The organism is Stenotrophomonas riyadhensis (assembly GCF_040256885.1).
Taxonomy (GTDB): domain Bacteria; phylum Pseudomonadota; class Gammaproteobacteria; order Xanthomonadales; family Xanthomonadaceae; genus Stenotrophomonas; species Stenotrophomonas riyadhensis.
Window position 1 is genome coordinate 1,833,714 of the sequence record NZ_CP155568.1, and the last position, 18,563, is coordinate 1,852,276.

Here is an 18,563-nt window from a genome sequence, read left to right on the forward strand (position 1 = left end):
GGATGGCGCCGCGCGGGACCCAAGCAATGCTCGAATTTCCACGCTGGAAGTACGTCGTCATCCTGATCGTACTGGCGCTCAGCGCGCTGTACGCGCTGCCCAACATCTACCAGAAGGACCCGGCCCTCCAGATCACCGCCAACCGTGGCGGCCAGATCGACGATGCGCTGCGCGACCGTGTGCTGGCCGACCTGAAGGCGGCTGGTGTCACCACCATCGGTGCCGAGAAGGAAGGGGAAAGCCTGATTGTCCGCCTGCCGGACCTGAAGGCGCAGTCCGCTGCCAGCGACGCCCTGCGCGACACGGTTGGCGAAAAGTACACCGTGGCCCTGAACCTGGCCTCGACCGTGCCGGACTGGCTGGCGAACCTCGGCGGTCGTCCGATGGTGCTGGGCCTGGACCTGCAGGGTGGCGTGCACTTCGTGCTGCAGGTCGACCAGAAGGCCGCCCTGGACAAGCGTTTGGACGCCTACACCGAAGACGTTCGCAGCACCCTGCGTGACGCGCGCATCCCGTACCAGTCGGTGGAGCGCCGCGCTGACAACAGCATCGTGGCCAACCTGAGCCCGTCTGCCGGTGACGATGCCGCGCAGCGTGCCCGCGCCGCACTGGTCAAGGCGCAGCCGACCCTCGGCTACGACGTCAGCGGCAATCGCATCACGGTCACCGTGCCGGATGCCGAGATCGCGCAGATCGCCAATGGCGCCATCGAGCAGAACATCAACACCCTGCGCAACCGCGTGAACCAGCTGGGCGTGGCTGAGCCGATCATCCAGCGGCAGGGTGCCGACCGCGTGGTCGTGCAGCTGCCGGGCGTGCAGGACACCGCCGAAGCCAAGCGCATGATCGGCGCCACCGCCACCCTGGAATACCGCGCGGTGGTCGAAGGCAACGCGCAGGACGCGATCGCCGCCGGCCGCATCCCGCCGGAAGCGAAGGTCTACCAGCAGCGTGACGGCCGCGGCCCGATCCTGCTGAACAAGCGCGTGATCGTGACCGGCGACCAGATGGTCGGTGCACAGGCGGTGACCGATTCGAACAGCGGTTCCCCGGCGGTCAGCGTGACGCTGAACAACGTCGGCGGCCAGCGCATGTTCGACTTCACCAGCGCCAACGTGAACAAGCCGATGGCGGTGGTCTACACCGAGCGCGTGCCCACCGTGACCGTCGTCGACGGCCAGGAAGTGCGTGGCTTCAAGGTCAACGAGGAAGTGATCTCGGTGGCCAACATCAACGGCGTGTTCGGCAAGAACTTCCAGACCACCGGCCTGCAGAAGAAGGAAGCCGAGGACCTGGCCAAGCTGCTGAAGTCGGGCTCGCTGGCCGCGCCGATGGACTTCGTCGAAGAGCGCGTGGTCGGCCCGAGCCTGGGTGCCGAGAACGTCAAGAACGGTATGCGCGCGGTGGTGTTCGCGTTCCTGTTCACCCTGGTGTTCTTCAGCGTCTACTACCGCATGTTCGGCGTGATCACCTCGATCGCGATGCTGTTCAACCTGCTGATCGTGGTGGCGGTGATGTCGCTGTTCGGCGCGACCATGACCCTGCCGGGCTTCGCCGGCCTGGCGCTGTCGGTCGGCCTGTCGGTGGACGCCAACGTGCTGATCAACGAGCGTATCCGTGAAGAGCTGCGTGCCGGCGTGCCGGGCAAGACCGCGATCGTGACCGGTTACGAGCGTGCCTCGGGCACCATCCTCGACGCCAACCTGACCGGCCTGATCGTCGGTGTGGCGCTGTTCGCATTCGGTACCGGTCCGCTGAAGGGCTTCGCGCTGACCATGATCATCGGTATTTTCGCCTCCATGTTCACCGCGATCACCGTGTCGCGTGCGCTGGCGACGCTGATCTACGGCCGCCGCAAGAAGCTCCAGAACGTGGCCATCTGACGGGACGACACGCACATGAAACTGTTTCCGCTGCACATCCTCCCGAACGACACCAAGATCGACTTCATGCGCTGGCGCCATGTCGCGATGGTCGTCACGGTCATCGTGTTCCTGGCCTCGGTCGCCATCATCGGCGTCAAGGGCTTCAACTACGCCCTGGACTTCACCGGCGGCACGCTGATCGAAGCCCGCTTCGACAAGGCGGTGGACGTCGAGCAGGTCCGCACCAAGCTCGAGCAGAACGGCTTCGAAGGCGCCCAGGTGCAGAGCGTCGGTGGCAACACCGACCTGCTGATCCGCCTGGCCCCGCATGGTGAGCACGCTGCCGGTACCGGCGACGCCGCACACGAGGACAAGGCCACCGCCGCAGCCGTGGTGAAGGCGCTGTCCACCGCCGACAATCAGGCCACCGTGCTCCGCAACGAGTTCGTGGGTCCGCAGATCGGCAAGGACCTGGCGATGAATGGCCTGTACGCCACCATCTTCATGCTGGCCGGCTTCCTGATCTACATCGCGGTTCGCTTCGAGTGGAAGTTCGCGGTCACCGCCAGCATCGTGGCGATGTTCGACCTGATCGTGACGGTCGCTTACGTGTCCCTGCTGGGCCGTGAGTTCGACCTGACCGTGCTGGCCGGCCTGCTGTCGGTGATGGGCTTTGCGATCAACGATCTGATCGTGGTCTTCGACCGCGTCCGCGAGAACTTCCGCAGCCTGCGCGTGGACTCGATGGAAGTGCTGAACCGTTCGATCAACCAGACGCTGTCGCGTACGGTGATCACTGCGGTGATGTTCTTCCTGTCGGCGCTTGCCCTGTACATGTACGGCGGCAGCTCGATGGAAGGCCTGGCCGAGACGCACATGATCGGTGCGGTGATCGTGGTGCTGTCCTCGATCCTGGTGGCGGTGCCGATGCTGACGATCGGTTTCCTGCGCGTCAGCAAGCAGGACCTGCTGCCGAAGGCGAAGGACGTCGAGGCCCTGGCCCGTCGCCCGTAAGCACCTGCTGCCTGCAGCACACAGAGAACCCCGCGCAAGCGGGGTTTTTTGTTGGCAGGGCTGGTACGCGTCATCGCATGCGCGCTGTCGCTCCCACGCTTCGCTGCGCGAACCGTGGGCCCCACTTACCAGCTCCCAGACCCCCGCCGCTTCGCGGCCGCCCCCTGACTCAGGGGGCTCTGCCCCAGATCGTTTCCTGCGGCTGTTGGTAGGTGTCGACCTTGGTCGACACATCTGTCAGATATTGAACAATCAAGATGGGGTCAGATCCGTTTTCCTTCGGAAAACGGATCTGACCCCCAAGAACTGCCCTGACAGATCGCGGAAATCTGTCGAAGGCGGGGTGGGTCCGGTTGCGGGGGCGTGAGCGCCATGGATGGCGCGACCGAGCCTCCAGGGACGGATTCACGGCGTCCCCCGCAACCGGACCCACCCCGCCATCTCACAGGAACCCAGCTTCTGACGTTGCTCCGGCCTCTGCAGGTGCAGGGCGCAGCCCTGCAAAAAGAAACCCCACCCTACGCCAGCGTCGGTTGTGCAATCTTCCCCCGCGCACTACGATCCTGCGGTTCGCGCGCGCAGGCGCGCGCCCGTATTCCTGCTGAGCGCCCCGCGCGCCGCATCTGCCAACCCGAGGTATCCATGGTCATCAAACCGCGCGTCCGCGGCTTCATCTGCGTCACCACCCACCCGACCGGCTGCGAGGCCGCGGTCAAGCAGCAGATCGACTACATCCGCGCACGCCCGCCGATCCAGAACGGCCCGAAGCGCGTGCTGGTGATCGGCGCCTCCACCGGCTACGGCCTGGCCGCACGCATCACTGCCGCCTTCGGCAGCGGTGCTGCGACGCTGGGCATTTTCTTCGAGCGTCCGGGCAGCGAGAGCAAGCCGGGTACCGCGGGCTGGTACAACTCGGCTGCGTTCCACAAGTACGCCGACGAAGCCGGCCTGTACGCCAAGAGCATCAACGGCGATGCCTTCTCCGATGAAGTGAAGGCGAAGACCATCGAGATGATCAAGGCCGACCTCGGCCAGGTCGACCAGGTCGTCTACAGCCTGGCCGCGCCGCGCCGCAAGCACCCGAAGACCGGCGAGATCATCAGCTCCACGCTGAAGCCGATCGGCGAGCAGATCACCCTGCGCGGCCTGGATACCGACAAGGAAGTAATCACGGAAACCACCCTGCAGCCGGCGACCCCGGAAGAGATCGCTGGCACCGTCGCGGTCATGGGTGGCGAAGACTGGCAGATGTGGATCGACGCGCTGGCTGACGCCGGCGTGCTGGCCAATGGCTGCACCACCACCGCCTTCACCTACGTGGGCGAAGAGATCACCCAGGCGATCTACTGGAATGGCTCGATCGGTGCGGCCAAGAAGGACCTGGACACCAAGGTGCTGGGCCTGCGCGAGAAGCTGGCCAAGATCGGTGGCGACGCCCGCGTGTCGGTGCTGAAGGCCGTGGTCACCCAGGCCAGCTCGGCCATTCCGACCATGCCGCTGTACCTGTCGCTGTTGTTCAAGGTGATGAAGGAAAAGGGCACCCACGAGGGCTGCATCGAACAGCTCGACGTGCTGTACGACATTCTCTACGGCGGCAAGGCCGATGGCGTCGCGGTCGATCGCCTGCGCCACGACCTGGTCGATGGCGATGGCCACACCGTCGCGCTGGTCGATGACGAAGGCCGCCTGCGTGCCGATTACAAGGAAATGGCTGCGGACGTGCAGGGCAAGGTGGTCGCGCTGTGGCCGCAGGTGACCAACGAGAACCTGTACGAGATCAGCGATCTGGCCGGCTACAAGGCCGACTTCCTGCGCCTGTTCGGTTTTGGCGTGGAGGGCGTCGACTACGAGGCTGACGTCAATCCGGACGTGAAGATCGAAAACCTGGTCGACATGACCTGATCAATGAAAAGGCCGGCGTAAGCCGGCCTTCTCTTTGGGTGGTGCCGGCCGCTGGCCGGCAATCCCGGCTACCTGAGGTTGCCGGCCAGCGGCCGGCACTACCATCGGTCATCCGAACTCGAAACCCATCTCCGGCAACGCCGGGCCGACGAAGTCGCCCTGCACATAGTCCACGCCGGCACTGAACAGCAGGGTCATCGAATTGGCATCGCTGACGAACTCGGCGATGGTGCGGATGCCGGCTTCCTGCGCGCGCGCGGTGATCTGGCTGATGCGATCGATGTTCTCGCGCGTGGCTGCCAGGTCGCTGGTGAAGCCACGGTCCAGCTTGAGGAACTGTGGCTGGAAGTGGGCCAGCAGCTGGAAGGAATCCAGCCCCGAGCCGAACTGTTCCAGGCCGATGCGGCAGCCCAGCGGTGCAACTTCGGCAAGGAACTGCTGTGCACTGCGCAGGTGGGTGAACACCTTCGCTTCCGGCGCATGCAGCCACAGCCGTTCGCCGGGCACACCCTGAGCCTGCAGCTCGCGGCGCAGGGTGGCAATCATCTGCGGGTCATCGAACGATTCCGGCGTCACTTTCACCAGCATCTGCGTGGCATGGCCCTCGCGTGCACGTTGGCCCAGCACCGCGATGGCCCGTGACACCACCCAGCGGTTGATGTCGGCCAGCAGGCCGTGTTCCTCCGCGATACCGAGGAACGCGGTCGGGCTCAGCAGTTCGCCGTTGTGCTCCAGGCGCAGATACGCCTCGTACAGCTCCAGTGACTCGCCCTGCAGGTTCAGCACCGGCTGGTAGTGCAGCTGGAAGCCATCACCGGCCAGCGCTTCACGGATACGGGCGACCCAGCGCAGGACGCGCTCTTCCTCCACGCGGTCGGCGGCGGCCGGATCGAAGATGCGGCAGGTGTTGCCCAGTTCGGCGGCGGCCTGCGTGCATTCACTGGCCCGTGCCAGCACCTGGCCGATGCTGGCGATCTTCTCGCCCACCTGCACGCCACCGATGCTGACCGTCACCGTCGCCGAGCGCGCGCCGATGCTGAAGACGTGTGCGGCGTAGGCTTCGCGGATGCGCTCGGCCAGTGCCACGGTCTGCGCGTAGGGCCCGGCCTGCAGCACGGCGAAATTGTGTTCGCCGAAGCGGGCCAGCTGCGCGTCTTCGCCAACGACCTCGGCCAGCAGCGCGGCGAGCGCGCCGATCAGGGTGTCGGCCGACGCCAGGCCGATGTCCGGCAGCAGGCGCGCGTAGTGGTCCGGCTCGATCAGCAGCAGGCCGAACTGGCCCTCGCTGCGCCCGGCCTGGGCTACAGCGCTCTCCAGCTGCAGCATGAAGGTCGGGCGGTTGAGCAGGCCGGTGACCTGGTCGCGCTGGCGCAGGTCTTCGACCTCGCGCGCCAGCTCCGGATCGAATTCCATGCGGCGGCGGAGCACCACCTGCAGGCAGGATTCGCCCTCGTAGGTGGCGGCCGTGAATTCCATCGTCGCCGGGAACGCACTGCCATCCTCGTGACGGGCATCAAGCTGGTACTGCGGCGGCGGCGCTTCGCCACGGCTGAGGCCCTTCAGCAGCTGCTTGAAGCCTTCCACGTGCTGGGCGGCGACCATGTCCAGCAGCGAGATGCCCTCGATGTCGTCGAAATGCTCGTAACCGAACATCTCCAGATAGGCGTCGTTGGCGCGGATGTGCATGCCTTCATGCACGTAGGCGATGGGATCGCGGGAGGAGGCGATCAGCGCGTCGCAGCGGCGCTCGGTTTCGCGCATCTGCGCCTCGATGCGGCGCAGGCCGCGACGCGCCTGCAGGTCCACCCACTGGTCACGGACCACGGCGAGCAGGTGCTCCGGGCGTTGGCGCAGGGCGAGGGCGCGGATGCCGTGGCTGCTGGCCTGCACCAGTTCGTCCTCGTCGATGCGCTCGGCCAGCAGCACCAGCGGAATGTCCTTGCCGCTGGCGGCGATGTGCTGGGCCACCAGCGGCAGCGGGATGCCCGGCGAGGGTGAGACCAGCACCAGGTCGATGGCCTGGCTGGCCAGCACCTGGGCCAGCTCGGCCGCATCCTGTGGGCGCCACGGGCGCACCGCGATGCCGCTGTTGCGCAGGGTGCTGACGATGGCTTCGGCATTTTCGCCGCTGTCATCGACGATCAGCAGGCGGATGGTGATGTCGTTCGCGTTCTGCATGCACTGCTCCCCAATCTGCGAATCTAGATACACGATGCGCGGCGAACCGTCCATGCGCGCACCCCTTGCGCGCATCGAACGGCGATGTGGTTCACACCACGCCGCCGGCCGCGTGGCCGCTGGCCCAGGCCCACTGGAAGTTGTAGCCGCCCAGCCAGCCGGTCACATCCAGCACCTCGCCGACGAAATGCAGGCCGGGCACGCGCTTGGATTCCATCGTCGAGGACGAGACCTCGGCGGTATCCACGCCGCCCAGGGTGACCTCGGCGGTGCGGTAGCCCTCGGTGCCACTGGCCACCAACGGGAACGCACCCAGCAGCTGCGCGGCCTGGCGCAGCACTGGCTCGTCCAGCTGGCGCACGGGCCGGTCAGGCAGCCAGTGCTCGCACAGGCGTTGCGCCAGCCGCTTCGGCAGCACCTCGCCCAGTACCGTACGCAGTTCTGCGGCAGGCCGCTCGCGTTTCATCTGGCGCAGCCACTCGCCGGCATCCTGGCCGGGCAGCAGGTCCAGCTCCAGCGCATCGCCGGGTTGCCAGAACGAGGAAATCTGCAGGATCGCCGGGCCACTCACGCCGCGATGGGTCAGCAGCATGAAGTTCTGGAAGCTCTTTCCGTTGCAGCGCGCCTCGATGGGGAGAGCGACGCCGCTGAGATCGGCCAGTCGTTCCTGGTGCTTGCCGCTGAGCGTCAGCGGCACCAGGCCGGCGCGGGTCGGCAGCACCTGGTGGCCGAACTGTCGGGCCACGTCATAGCCGAAGCCGGTGGCGCCCATGCTCGGAATCGACAGGCCGCCGGTGGCGACCACCAGCGAGGCGCAATGGAACAGGCCCTGCGTGGTGTGCACGCGGAAGCCGTCGCTGCCGTGCTCGATGCGCTGCACACTGCAGTCCGTGCGGACCTGTACGCCTGCTGCCTGGCATTCGTCCACCAGCATCTTCACGATCTGCTTGGACGAGATGTCGCAGAACAGCTGGCCCAGTTCCTTCTCGTGGTAGGCGATGCCGTGCTTGCTTACCAGCTCGATGAAGTGCCAGGGCGTGTAGCGGGCCAGCGCCGATTTGCAGAAGTGCGGGTTGGCCGACAGGAAGTTGGCCGGGGTGGTACCGGTGTTGGTGAAGTTGCAGCGGCCACCGCCGGACATCAGGATCTTCTTGCCAACCTTGTTGGCATGGTCGATCACCTGCACCTGGCGGCCGCGCTGGCCGGCGGTGATCGCGGTCATCAGCCCGGCCGCACCGGCGCCGATGACCACCACATCGCAGCGGATCGTGCTCATGCCTTGGCGCGCTTGCGCCAGTTCGGGATCACGTCGAGCTGCATCTGGTCGTTGAGCAGCTGCACCTCGCCATCCTGGATCAGCACGCTCCAGCGCATGGCGCGCTGGATCTGCTGGCCCCAGCGCTCGACGAATTCACCGTCCAGATCAACCACTGAGAGATTGTCGAAGCGCGCCAGGCCCTTGCCCTGCTTGCCCCACCAGATCTCCGAGGCGTTGCCGCCGTAGTTGACCACCTGCACCTGACGGCTGCGGTTGCTGGCCTTGCGGATGCGCGACTCGTCCGGATGGCCCAGGTCGATCCATTGCAGGATGTCGCCGGTGTAGTCGTGTTCCCACAGATCGGGTTCGTCATCGGTGCTCAGGCCGCGGCCGAATTCGAGGCGATCGCCGGCATTGAGGGCGAAGGCGAGCAGGCGCACCATCAGGCGTTCGTCGGTCTCGGACGGATGCTGGGCCAGGGTCAGGTTGTGGGTCGCGTAGTAACCGCGATCCATGTCGCTGATCTGCAGTTCGGCCTTGCGGATGGTGGCAGTAAGAGCCATGGGGGATCCGTGGACTAAAGACGACAATGATAGAGGTTTGCTCCAGGGGTGTCCGTTGCCGGGCTGTCTGTGGCGCGTCAACGTGGCACGCTTGCACTCCTTTCCGCCGCAGGAGTGGCTCCGATGACCCTGCCCAGCCGCCTGCAGCTGCCGCCCGGCCACTGGCCCAGCCTGCTCGATGGCCTGTGCGCGCGTTTCCCGCGCATCGACCGCGTGCAATGGCAGGACCGTTTCGCCCGTGGCCGCGTGCAGGATGCGCAGGGCAGGGCACTGGCGCCGGACATGCCCTGGCAGGTGGGGCTGGAAATCCAGTACTTCCGCGAAGTTGCCGACGAGCGGGTGATTCCCTTCTCCGAGAGCATCCTGCATCTGGATGCGCACCTGCTGGTCGCCGACAAGCCGCACTTCCTGCCGGTGACGCCGGCCGGTGGCTATGTGAGCGAAACCCTGCTGGCTCGCCTGGTCGCACGCACCGGCAACACCGAGCTGGCGCCGTTGCACCGCTTGGATCGGCTGACCGCCGGCCTGGTGCTGTTTTCGACCCAGGCAGCCACACGTGACGCCTATCAGCGGCTGTTCCGCGAGCGGCGCATCGAGAAGAGCTATGAGGCGCTGGCACCGGCGCTGCCCGGGCTGGCGTTTCCGCTGCAGCGGGACAGCCGGCTGGTGCCGGGTGAACCGTTCTTCCGCATGGCCGAAGTGCCGGGAGAGCCCAATGCGCGCAGCCGGATCGAGTTGATCGAGACCGAGGGGCCGGTCTGGCGCTACCGGCTGCGGCCGGAAACCGGCCGCAAGCACCAGCTGCGCGTGCACATGGCGATGCTGGGGGCTCCGATCGTGGGTGATGACCTGTATCCGCAGCTGATGCCGCGCCTGGCCGGGGCCATCGAGCCCCCCCTGCAGCTGCTTGCACAGGGGCTGGCCTTCGACGATCCATTGAGCGGGGAGCCGAGGCGGTTCAGCAGCCAGCGCCGCCTGTGCCTGCCCGGCCTGGGCGGGTAGGGCCGTTCAGCGAACCGGGCGTCGCGCCAGCCAGCGGTCCAGTTCGGCGGCGAACAGCTGCCGGTCGCGGGGTCCCAGCGGCGGTGGGCCCCCGGTCTGCACCCCGGCGCCGCGCAGCTCTTCCATGAAATTGCGCATCGACAGCCGCTCGGCCATGTTGTTCGGGGTGTACAGCTGGCCGCGTGGGTTCAATGCCACGGCCTTCTTTTCCAGCACCAGTGCGGCCAGCGGGATGTCCTGGGTGACCACCAGGTCACCGGCGGCGACCCGCTCGACGATGGCGCTGTCGGCCACGTCCAGGCCCTGGGGCACCTGGATCGAGCGCAGCCAACGCGACGGCGGGGTGCGGATCCACTGGTTGGCAACCAGGGTCAGTTCGATCCCGACCCGTTCAGCGGCCCGGAACAGGATGTCGCGAATGACGCCAGGGCAGGCGTCCGCGTCCACCCAGATGCGGGGGAGGGCGGGTTCAGCTTGGGTTTCAGCTTCAGTCATTTACCCAGTGTAGGGTAGGAAAATCCTGAATGGGGACTCGGGCTTAGCCTCGATCAGCTGCCAGCCCTTGTCACGCCTAGCGGCCGGGGCCTGCCCATGAACGTCCGGGCTATCGCTTTTTGCAGAAAACACGCGTATCGTTCGTCCCACTGTGTTTGCTAGGGTCACCGTGAATCGTGGCCTGGTGCAGTTGATCTCACGATCCGCTCATCGATCCGCTTTACCAACGCCTGCAACTCAGTCTCGGCCCCGATACCCGGTGGCTGCGATTTTTTCAACATGTGTTTCAGGAGTTAGTCAAATGTCTGATCGTCAGACCGGCACCGTCAAGTGGTTCAACGACGCCAAGGGCTTCGGCTTCATCACCCCGGAAAGCGGCCCGGACCTGTTTGTGCACTTCCGTGCCATCCAGGGCACCGGCTTCAAGACCCTGCAGGAAGGCCAGAAGGTTACCTTCATCGCCGTCCAGGGTCAGAAGGGTATGCAGGCTGACCAGGTGCAGGCGGTCTAATCCGTCTGCTACCGTTTGGTAGCCAGAACGCCGGAAGCGAAAGCTTCCGGCGTTTTTTATTGCCTGCTGCTTTGTAGAGTCGAGCTTGCTCGACTGTCTCTGGAAAGCAGTCGAGCAAGCTCGACTCTACAAAGGGCATGCAGCTGGCGCGGTACGATGCAGGTCTTCCCAAGGATCGTCCCCATGCGCATCGTCCATCATCTGGAAAACTCCCGTTCCCTGCGCGTGCTGTGGATGCTGGAGGAGCTGGGGCTGGACTACGAACTGCGCCGTTATCCGCGCGATCCGAAGACGCTGCTGGCGCCGCCGGAACTGCGCAACGTGCATCCACTGGGCAAGTCGCCGGTACTGCAGGATGGCGAACTGGTACTGGCCGAGTCCGGCGCGATCCTCGACTACCTCGCTGACCGCTACGACACCCAGCGCCAGCTGTCGCCGTCGCCGATGCCGGCCGATGGTGCCGAGCGCATTGCCTACCGCTACTGGCTGCACTACGCCGAAGGTTCGGCGATGCCGCCGCTGCTGCTGACTCTGGTGATGGGCCGCATCCGCAACGCGCCGATGCCGTTCTTCGTACGCCCGATCGCTCGGAGCATCGCCGACAAGGCCGAGCAGGGCTTCATCGGCCCGCAGCGACGCCTGCACCTGGACTGGATGGAGCGCCGCCTGGCCGAAAGTCCGTGGTTTGCCGGCGAGCGCTTCAGTGCGGCCGACATCCAGATGAGCTTCCCGATCCAGGCCGCTGCCGCTCGCGGTGGTGGCCTCGACGACAAGCCGGCACTGCGTGGCTTCCTCAAGCGTATCGGTGAGCGCCCGGCCTACCAGCGTGCCGAGGCCCACGGCGGCCACCTGCAGGCGCTCAGCGGCAATTGAGGCGGGCGGCCGTCGCCCCCATCTTCAGCACCATGGATACCGACAGCCCCCGTTTCGACAACCGCCTGCTGCATGCCCTGCCGGGCGACCCCGAATCCGGCCCGCGCCGCCGCGAAGTGCTGGGCGCGGCCTGGTCGCCGGTGATGCCGACCCCGGTGACGGCGCCCACGCTGCTGGCCTGGGCGCCGGACGTCGCCGCGATGCTCGGCTTCGATACCGCTGAGGTCGAGAGCGAAGGTTTCGCGCGTGTATTCGGTGGCAACGCACTGTATGCAGGCATGCAGCCATGGGCCGCCAACTACGGTGGCCATCAGTTCGGCCACTGGGCCGGGCAGCTCGGCGACGGCCGCGCGATCTCGCTGGGCGAGTTGGTCGCACCGGATGGCCGCCACTGGGAGCTGCAGCTGAAGGGGGCCGGACCGACGCCGTATTCACGCGGCGCCGATGGGCGCGCAGTGCTGCGCTCGTCGATCCGCGAATTCCTGTGCAGCGAGGCGATGCACTACCTCGGCGTGCCGACCACGCGCGCGTTGTCGCTGGTCGGTACCGGCGAGGACGTGGTGCGTGACATGTTCTATGACGGCCATCCGCGTGCCGAGCCCGGCGCCATCGTATGTCGGGTGTCGCCGTCGTTCCTGCGCTTTGGTTCCTTCGAACTGCCGGCGTCGCGCGGGGAAACCGCCTTGCTGCAGCAGCTGGTCGATGCCTGCATCGCACGTGATTTCCCCGAACTGGAAGGGCAGGGCGAGGCGCTGTATGGCGACTGGTTCGGGCAGATCGCGGTGCGCACTGCCGAGATGATCGCGCACTGGATGCGCGTCGGTTTCGTGCATGGCGTGATGAACACCGACAACCTGTCCGTGCTCGGCCTCACGCTCGACTACGGTCCCTACGGCTGGGTCGAGGACTTCGATCCGGAGTGGACGCCGAACACCACCGACGCGCAGGGCCGCCGCTACCGCTTCGGTACCCAGCCGCAGGTGGCGTACTGGAACCTGAGCCGATTGGCGCAGGCGTTGTCGCCGTTGTTTGCCGATGTGGCACCGCTGCAGGCCGGTCTGGCGGCCTACCAGTCCACCTTCGTGGCCTGCACGCGCCGCGACGCCGCAGCCAAGCTCGGTCTGGCTGCGGCCGACGATGACGACCTGCAGCTCTACCTGCGCTGGCAGCAGCTGATGCAGGACGGTGCCATGGACATGACCCTGGCCTGGCGCGCGCTGATGCGTATCGATCCGGCGGCACCGGATGCGGCGCTGCTGGATGCGGTGTACTACGACCAGACGCGCCAGCAGGCGGTGCAGGCGCCGTTGCAGCAGTGGCTGCAGGACTACGCGGTGCGGTTGCAGGCCGATCCGTTGTCGGCCAGCGAACGTACGGCGAAGATGGCCGCGGCCAATCCGCTGTATGTGCTGCGCAACTGGCTGGCGCAGGAAGCCATCGATCGTGCAGAGCAGGGCGACCTCGGTGGCGTTCACGCACTGCAGGACGTGCTGCGCGACCCGTACACCGAGCGCGCCGGGCTGGAACACTTCGCAGGCAAGCGCCCGGCGTGGGCGGACAATCGCGCCGGCTGCTCGATGCTGTCCTGCAGTTCCTGAGGGTGGGTTTCGGCAGGGCTGCGCCCTGCACCTGCAGAGGCCACCGCGCAAGCAAAGCCAAAGCCAAAGCCAAAGCGGCTCTGGATTATTGATGGTCTGGCGGGGCGGTGTGGGGCTGCAGGACACGCCGTAAACCCGTCCCTGGGGGCTCGATGGCGCCATCCATGGCGCCAACGGTCCTGCAGCCCCACACCGCCCCACCTCCGACAGATTCCCGCTGCTGTGGGTGGGTGTCGACCTTGGTCGACACGGTAGATCCACGCCATGCGTGGATGCTTTTCGTTCAATTCTCGAAATATTCGATTTCGATTGAGATTCATCCACGCATGGCGTGGATCTACAGAAAGCAATGCCCGACAGATCGCAGAAATCTGTCGAAGGCGGGGTGGGTCCGGTTGCGGGGGCGTGAGCCGCATGGATGCGGCGACCGAGCTTACATGGACGTACTTGCAGCGTCCCCCGCAACCGGACCCACCCCGCCATCCCACAGGAAACCCGCTGTTGCCCTTGCTGTTGCCGTTGCCGTTGCCTTGGCTTGGCTTGAAGCCTCTGCAGGCGCCGGGCGCAGCCCGGCCGATACCCCCAACAGGCAGGCGGCGCCCGGAACAGGTACCCTATGCCGCCATCAGATAGCCAATGTGACATGACCGACGCCATCGTCGCTCCGCAGTGGGCCTCCCGCCTGCGCGACATCGCCGACTTCCCCAAGCCCGGCATCCTCTTCAAGGACATCATGCCGCTGCTCGCCCATAGCGAGGACTTCCGCGGTGCCATCACCGCGATGGCCGACCGCTGGCGCGACCAGAAGCTGGACGCGATGGTCGGCATCGAATCGCGCGGCTTCATCCTCGGCGCCGCGATGGCGCTGGAACTGGGCGTCGGCTTCGTGCCGGTGCGCAAGCCGGGCAAGCTGCCGGGCCAGGTGCTGCGCGAGGAATACACGCTGGAATACCGCAGCGACTGCATCGAAGTGCACGCCGATGCGCTGCCGGCCGGTGCCCGCGTGGCGATCATCGACGACGTGCTGGCCACTGGCGGCACGCTGGTCGCCGCGTTGTCGCTGGTGCGCCGCCTGGGCGTTGACGTGGTCGGTGCCGGCGTGCTGGTCGAACTGGACGGTCTCGGCGGCCGCGCCCGCTGGGAAGCGGACCTGCCGCTGCACACCGAACTGGTGTTCTGATCAGGCGGGTATCTGCGAACCGGTAGTTGCCAACCTTGGTTGGCAGCGCTTTTCGCGATTGATGCCATGGACGGGCCAACCAAGGTTGGCCACTACCAGGTCAGGTCGTTGCCAACCGAGGTTGGCAACGCTGCTTCAGTCACATCATCCGCACGCGGAAACGACGGCCCTTGATCTTGCCGGCTTCCAGCTTGGCCACGGCCTTGTTGGCCTGCTCACGCGCGATCGCCACATAGGAGCGGGTCGGGAAGATCGCGATCTTGCCGATGAACTTGCTCGACAGGCCGGCATCACCGGTCAGTGCACCGAGGATGTCGCCCGGGCGCAGCTTGTCGGTCTTGCCGCCGTCGATGCGCAGCGTACGCATCGCCGCCTGCGGGAGTTCGGCCGGGCGCGAAGTCGCCAGCGGCGTCTTCTGCCAGTCCAGCGGCTGCCCCATCTGCGCTTCGATGGCTTCGGCACGGGTCTTCTCGCGGCCGGCCACCAGGCTGATCGCCAGGCCACTGGCACCGGCTCGGCCGGTACGGCCGACGCGGTGCTGGTAGCTCTCCACATCGGTCGGCAGCTCGTAGTTGATCACCGCCGCCAGCTCTTCCACGTCCAGGCCACGTGCGGCCACGTCGCTGGCCACCAGTACGTTGCAGCTGCGGTTGGCCAGCAGCAACAACACTTCCTCGCGATCGCGCTGTTCCATGTCGCCATGCAGGGCCAGTGCGGAGAAGCCGAACTGCTGCAGTGAGTTGGCCACTTCGTCCACGTCCTTGCGGGTGTTGCAGAAGACCACCGCCGATTCCGGCGTGTACTTCAGCAGCAGGCCGGCCAGTGCCTTCTGGCGATGTGCCGGTTCCACCTCGCAGAACAGGTGGCGGATGGCTGGGGCCTGGTCGGCGCCTTCCACGGTCACTTCCACCGCGTCGCGCAGCAGGTCACGCGCCATGGCGCGGATGCTGTCGGGGAAGGTGGCCGAGAACAGCAGGCTCTGGCGGTCCTTGTGGGTGCGGCCGGCGATCTCGCGGATCGGCTCCTCGAAGCCCATGTCGAGCATGCGGTCGGCCTCGTCCAGCACCAGCGTGCGCACCGCGCCCAGGTTCAGCGCGCGCTTGCGTGCAAGCTCCTGCACGCGGCCGGGGGTGCCGACCACCACGTGCGGGTCGTGGCCTTCCAGCGATGCCAACTGCGGTCCCAGCGGTACGCCGCCAACCAGCAGCAGCAACTTCAGGTTGGGAATGCCGGTGGCCAGCTTGCGGATCTGCTTGCCGACCTGATCGGCCAGTTCGCGGGTCGGGCACAGCACCAGCGCCTGCACGCGGATCAGGCTGGGGTCGATGGACTGCAGCAGGCCCAGGCCGAAGGCGGCGGTCTTGCCGCTGCCGGTCGGCGCCTGTGCGATCACATCGCGGCCATCGAGGATGGCCGGCAGGCTCTGCGCCTGCACGGGGGTGAGGGTGGTGTAGCCGAGGGCATCCAGGCCGGGCTGCAGGGCCGGGCTCAGCGGCAGGGTCGAGAAGTCAGTCATGGCGCATTGTACCCGTCCGCGCGGCCGCTCCCGCCTAATGGGATGGGGTCGGATCCCTTTCCGCAGGAAAGGGCTCTGCCCCCCAATTGGAGCCGCCATCCACGCATGGCGTGGATCTACGGGTGGGTGCCGACCCTGGTCGGCACGCTCCTGCTCAGCCCAGCACGGCCAGCACGCCCTGGTGGATCGCCAGGCCCCCGAACAGCAGCCAGGCAAACAGGATCAGCGCCAGCAGCAGCGGCTTCAGCCCGGCCTGGCGCAGCGCCGAGACGTGGGTGGTCAGGCCCAGCGCGGCCATCGCCATCGCCAGCAGCACTGTATCCAGCTGCACCAGCCCCGCCTGCAGGCCAGCCGGCAGCAGGTGCAGCGAGTTGAAACCGGCCACCGCCACGAAACCGAAGGCGAACCACGGCACCACAATGCGCGCCTTGCTGCCATCGGCGCTGGCCTTGCCGCCACGCGCCAGCCACAGCGACAGCGCCACCAGGAACGGTGCCAGCAGCATCACCCGCACCATCTTGGTGATCACCGCCGTGTCAGCCGCCGCTTCGTTGACCGCGCGGCCAGCCGCCACCACCTGTGCCACTTCATGCACCGTCGCACCGGTGAACAGACCGTACTGGCGCGCGTCCATTGCCAGCCAGCCGTGCGACTGCGCCAGCGCATACAGCGCCGGGTACAGGAACATCGCCAGCGTGCCGAACACCACCACCGTCGACACCGCCACCGTGACCTGCGCAGCACGGCCGCGCACCACCGGCTCGGCGGCCATCACCGCTGCCGCACCACAGATCGCGCTGCCGGCACCGATCAGCATCGCCGCCTCGCGCTCCATCTTGAACACGCGCATGCCCAGCCAGCAGGCCAGGCCGAAGGTGCTGGCGACCACCAGCACGTCCATCAGCACGCCGGTGACGCCGACATGGCCGATGTCCTGGAAGGTCAGGCGCAGGCCGTACAGCACGATGCCGGCGCGCAGCAGCCAGTGCTTGGAGAAGCCGACACCGGCTGCGCTGCTCGGCGCCAGCCGCGGATAGAGGGTGTTGCCGACCACGATGCCGGCGACGATGGCCACGGTCAGCGCGCTCAGGCCGTGCGCCTGCAGCCAGGGCTGCTCGGCCAGGTACAGCGACGCCGCCGCGATCAGACCCACCAGCAGCAGGCCGGGCAGGCGCGGCTGCCAGCGTTGGCGCAGGGCGGGCAGGGACCAGGGGGAGAGAGCGGGGGCGTTCATGGCAGGGGCAGGGCTGGAGTGATGGGGCAAGCGTGCGCCTCTGTCGCTGACCTGTAAAACGAATAATATGGGTGAAACCTACCTATCAAGCGGGTAAATGCCATGCGCTTGACCTTGCGCCAGCTGCAGGTCTTCGTCGCCATCGCCGACCATGGCAGCACCACCGCTGCCGGCCAGGCCATTGCGCTTTCGCAGTCGGCCAGCAGCGCCGCCCTGCAGGAACTGGAGGCGCACTTCGGCACCCCGCTGTTCGACCGCATCGGCCGCCGCCTGGCCCTGAACGGCCACGGCCGCGCGCTGCTGGAGCCGGCGCGTACCCTGCTGGTCAATGCCGCCGATCTGGAGCGGCAGCTGGCTGCCGGCGGCGACCCGTCGCAGGGTGCACCGCTGCGGCTGGTGCTGGCCGCCAGTACCACCATCGGCAACTACCTGCTGCCGCCGCGCATCGCCGAACTGCTGCGGCAGGCGCCGCAGGCCGAAGTCGACCTGCGCATCGACAACAGTGCCGGCGTGGTCGCCGCCGTGCAGCGACTGGACGTGGACGCCGGCCTGATCGAAGGCCCATGCCACGAGCGCGGGCTGCAGGTGACCGCCTGGCAGCAGGATCCGCTGGTGATCGTCGGCGCCGCCGACGCCCCCGCGCGCTGGTCGCTGGATGAACTCCGCCGCGCCCGCTGGCTGCTGCGCGAACCGGGCTCGGGTACCCGCGAAGCGGTGGAACAGGCGCTGCTGCCGCACCTGCGCGGCTTCGCCCAGACCCTGCAGCTGGGCAATACCGAAGCGATCAAGCAGGCCGCCATCGCCGGCCTCGGCCTGGCCTGCCTGTCCCGGCACGCCCTGGAAGAACCCTTGGCCCTCGGCCGCCTGCGCGTGCTCCAGACCCCGCTGCCCGCCTTGCAGCGCACCCTGTGGCTGGTACGCCACCCCGGCAAGCAATGGCTGCCGGGGTTGCAGGCGTTGTTGGGGGAGGTGCAGTAGCAGGGATCCGTCTTGCACTGCGCGAATTCCACGAAGGGGTCAGAGCCCGTTGCGCAGCAACGGGATCCGACCCCGACCGATCGACAGTTCTTGCAGCGCTCATCCACGCATGGCGTGGATCTACCGTGTCGACCAAGGTCGCCACCCACCAGAGCAGAATGCCGTTCCGACAGATCGCAGAAATCTGTCGAAGGCGGGATGGGTCCGGTTGAGGGGGCGTGAGCCGCATGGATGCGGCGACCGAGCTTACATGGGTGAGGGCGCTTTGCTTGCGAAGCACTGCTTCGCAAGCGCCCGAACGCACAGCCGCCAGCGGCTGGGCCGGGCCCCGGAGGGGGGCTTGCAGCGTCCCCCGCAACCGGACACACCCCGCCATCCCACAGGAAACCAGCTTCT

Annotated in this window: 15 protein-coding genes; 9 read left to right on the top strand and 6 right to left on the bottom strand. The window is 66.9% G+C overall.

What is annotated here, in order from left to right; all coding sequences use genetic code 11:
- Positions 1 to 26: 26 nt before the first annotated feature.
- From secD to fabV, 3 genes are all read left to right on the top strand, one after another.
- Complete coding sequence (gene secD / locus SriyCCGPB3_RS08770; protein ID WP_110712003.1) at positions 27 to 1,883, top strand: protein translocase subunit SecD; 1,857 nt, start codon at positions 27 to 29, stop codon at positions 1,881 to 1,883.
- Positions 1,884 to 1,898: 15 nt separating this feature from the next.
- Positions 1,899 to 2,879 carry a protein translocase subunit SecF gene (secF, locus tag SriyCCGPB3_RS08775; protein WP_014036869.1) on the top strand — a complete coding sequence of 327 codons (981 nt, stop codon included), beginning with the start codon at positions 1,899 to 1,901 and terminating at the stop codon, positions 2,877 to 2,879.
- Between the two features lie 642 nt (positions 2,880 to 3,521).
- Positions 3,522 to 4,781, top strand: coding sequence for an enoyl-ACP reductase FabV (gene fabV, locus SriyCCGPB3_RS08780; protein ID WP_164162904.1), 1,260 nt, complete (start codon positions 3,522 to 3,524; stop codon positions 4,779 to 4,781).
- A 108-nt stretch (positions 4,782 to 4,889) separates the two neighbouring features.
- On the opposite strand, the gene SriyCCGPB3_RS08785 is transcribed toward fabV, so the two are convergent.
- The 3 genes from SriyCCGPB3_RS08785 to SriyCCGPB3_RS08795 all read right to left on the bottom strand — a co-directional run bounded on the left by SriyCCGPB3_RS08785 (position 4,890) and on the right by SriyCCGPB3_RS08795 (position 8,780).
- On the bottom strand, positions 4,890 to 6,959 hold the full coding sequence (locus tag SriyCCGPB3_RS08785) for an EAL domain-containing response regulator (RefSeq protein WP_164162905.1): 2,070 nt from the start codon (positions 6,957 to 6,959) through the stop codon (positions 4,890 to 4,892).
- 91 nt (positions 6,960 to 7,050) lie between these two features.
- Positions 7,051 to 8,235, bottom strand: coding sequence for an NAD(P)/FAD-dependent oxidoreductase (locus SriyCCGPB3_RS08790; RefSeq protein WP_164162906.1), 1,185 nt, complete (start codon positions 8,233 to 8,235; stop codon positions 7,051 to 7,053).
- Positions 8,232 to 8,780, bottom strand: a complete 549-nt coding sequence (locus SriyCCGPB3_RS08795; RefSeq protein WP_110712007.1) for a YaeQ family protein — start codon at positions 8,778 to 8,780, stop codon at positions 8,232 to 8,234. The genes SriyCCGPB3_RS08790 and SriyCCGPB3_RS08795 overlap by 4 nt, the downstream gene beginning before the upstream one ends.
- Positions 8,781 to 8,903: 123 nt before the next feature.
- Between SriyCCGPB3_RS08795 and SriyCCGPB3_RS08800 the strand changes: the two genes are divergently transcribed.
- On the top strand, positions 8,904 to 9,782 hold the full coding sequence (locus SriyCCGPB3_RS08800) for a pseudouridine synthase (RefSeq protein WP_153855024.1): 879 nt from the start codon (positions 8,904 to 8,906) through the stop codon (positions 9,780 to 9,782).
- 6 nt (positions 9,783 to 9,788) lie between these two features.
- Here SriyCCGPB3_RS08800 and SriyCCGPB3_RS08805 read toward each other — a convergent pair whose 3' ends face one another.
- On the bottom strand, positions 9,789 to 10,277 hold the full coding sequence (locus SriyCCGPB3_RS08805; protein ID WP_110712009.1) for a YaiI/YqxD family protein: 489 nt from the start codon (positions 10,275 to 10,277) through the stop codon (positions 9,789 to 9,791).
- 301 nt (positions 10,278 to 10,578) lie between these two features.
- On the opposite strand from SriyCCGPB3_RS08805, the gene SriyCCGPB3_RS08810 reads away from it, so the two are divergent.
- The 4 genes from SriyCCGPB3_RS08810 to SriyCCGPB3_RS08825 all read left to right on the top strand — a co-directional run bounded on the left by SriyCCGPB3_RS08810 (position 10,579) and on the right by SriyCCGPB3_RS08825 (position 14,439).
- Complete coding sequence (locus SriyCCGPB3_RS08810; RefSeq protein ID WP_004153307.1) at positions 10,579 to 10,788, top strand: cold-shock protein; 210 nt, start codon at positions 10,579 to 10,581, stop codon at positions 10,786 to 10,788.
- 183 nt (positions 10,789 to 10,971) lie between these two features.
- Complete coding sequence (locus tag SriyCCGPB3_RS08815) at positions 10,972 to 11,661, top strand: glutathione S-transferase (RefSeq protein ID WP_153855023.1); 690 nt, start codon at positions 10,972 to 10,974, stop codon at positions 11,659 to 11,661.
- Positions 11,662 to 11,693: 32 nt separating this feature from the next.
- Positions 11,694 to 13,259 (top strand): protein adenylyltransferase SelO, encoded by a 1,566-nt coding sequence (locus SriyCCGPB3_RS08820; RefSeq protein ID WP_350260137.1) that lies wholly within the window; start codon positions 11,694 to 11,696, stop codon positions 13,257 to 13,259.
- A 643-nt stretch (positions 13,260 to 13,902) separates the two neighbouring features.
- Positions 13,903 to 14,439, top strand: coding sequence for an adenine phosphoribosyltransferase (locus SriyCCGPB3_RS08825; protein ID WP_350260138.1), 537 nt, complete (start codon positions 13,903 to 13,905; stop codon positions 14,437 to 14,439).
- Between the two features lie 139 nt (positions 14,440 to 14,578).
- Here the strand turns inward: SriyCCGPB3_RS08825 and dbpA are convergent, their stop codons facing one another.
- Positions 14,579 to 15,955 carry an ATP-dependent RNA helicase DbpA gene (gene dbpA / locus SriyCCGPB3_RS08830; protein WP_005413029.1) on the bottom strand — a complete coding sequence of 459 codons (1,377 nt, stop codon included), beginning with the start codon at positions 15,953 to 15,955 and terminating at the stop codon, positions 14,579 to 14,581.
- Between the two features lie 154 nt (positions 15,956 to 16,109).
- Positions 16,110 to 17,189 (bottom strand): YeiH family protein, encoded by a 1,080-nt coding sequence (locus SriyCCGPB3_RS08835; protein ID WP_350260139.1) that lies wholly within the window; start codon positions 17,187 to 17,189, stop codon positions 16,110 to 16,112.
- Between the two features lie 102 nt (positions 17,190 to 17,291).
- Between SriyCCGPB3_RS08835 and SriyCCGPB3_RS08840 the strand changes: the two genes are divergently transcribed.
- Entirely contained in the window at positions 17,292 to 18,167 is an 876-nt protein-coding gene (locus SriyCCGPB3_RS08840) for a LysR substrate-binding domain-containing protein (protein WP_110712014.1), read from the top strand.
- Positions 18,168 to 18,563 lie beyond the last annotated feature (396 nt).

Bases quoted from the DNA above. Each gene is read 5' to 3' on its own strand.
- SriyCCGPB3_RS08785 (WP_164162905.1), bottom strand. From the start codon at position 6,959: ATGCAGAACGCGAACGACATCACCATCCGCCTGCTGATCGTCGATGAC.
- SriyCCGPB3_RS08835 (WP_350260139.1), bottom strand. From the start codon at position 17,189: ATGAACGCCCCCGCTCTCTCCCCCTGGTCCCTGCCCGCCCTGCGCCAA.
- SriyCCGPB3_RS08825 (WP_350260138.1), top strand. From the start codon at position 13,903: ATGACCGACGCCATCGTCGCTCCGCAGTGGGCCTCCCGCCTGCGCGAC.
- SriyCCGPB3_RS08820 (WP_350260137.1), top strand. From the start codon at position 11,694: ATGGATACCGACAGCCCCCGTTTCGACAACCGCCTGCTGCATGCCCTG.
- SriyCCGPB3_RS08795 (WP_110712007.1), bottom strand. From the start codon at position 8,780: ATGGCTCTTACTGCCACCATCCGCAAGGCCGAACTGCAGATCAGCGAC.
- dbpA (WP_005413029.1), bottom strand. From the start codon at position 15,955: ATGACTGACTTCTCGACCCTGCCGCTGAGCCCGGCCCTGCAGCCCGGC.
- SriyCCGPB3_RS08810 (WP_004153307.1), top strand. From the start codon at position 10,579: ATGTCTGATCGTCAGACCGGCACCGTCAAGTGGTTCAACGACGCCAAG.
- secD (WP_110712003.1), top strand. From the start codon at position 27: ATGCTCGAATTTCCACGCTGGAAGTACGTCGTCATCCTGATCGTACTG.
- fabV (WP_164162904.1), top strand. From the start codon at position 3,522: ATGGTCATCAAACCGCGCGTCCGCGGCTTCATCTGCGTCACCACCCAC.
- secF (WP_014036869.1), top strand. From the start codon at position 1,899: ATGAAACTGTTTCCGCTGCACATCCTCCCGAACGACACCAAGATCGAC.
- SriyCCGPB3_RS08815 (WP_153855023.1), top strand. From the start codon at position 10,972: ATGCGCATCGTCCATCATCTGGAAAACTCCCGTTCCCTGCGCGTGCTG.
- SriyCCGPB3_RS08805 (WP_110712009.1), bottom strand. From the start codon at position 10,277: ATGACTGAAGCTGAAACCCAAGCTGAACCCGCCCTCCCCCGCATCTGG.
- SriyCCGPB3_RS08800 (WP_153855024.1), top strand. From the start codon at position 8,904: ATGACCCTGCCCAGCCGCCTGCAGCTGCCGCCCGGCCACTGGCCCAGC.
- SriyCCGPB3_RS08840 (WP_110712014.1), top strand. From the start codon at position 17,292: ATGCGCTTGACCTTGCGCCAGCTGCAGGTCTTCGTCGCCATCGCCGAC.
- SriyCCGPB3_RS08790 (WP_164162906.1), bottom strand. From the start codon at position 8,235: ATGAGCACGATCCGCTGCGATGTGGTGGTCATCGGCGCCGGTGCGGCC.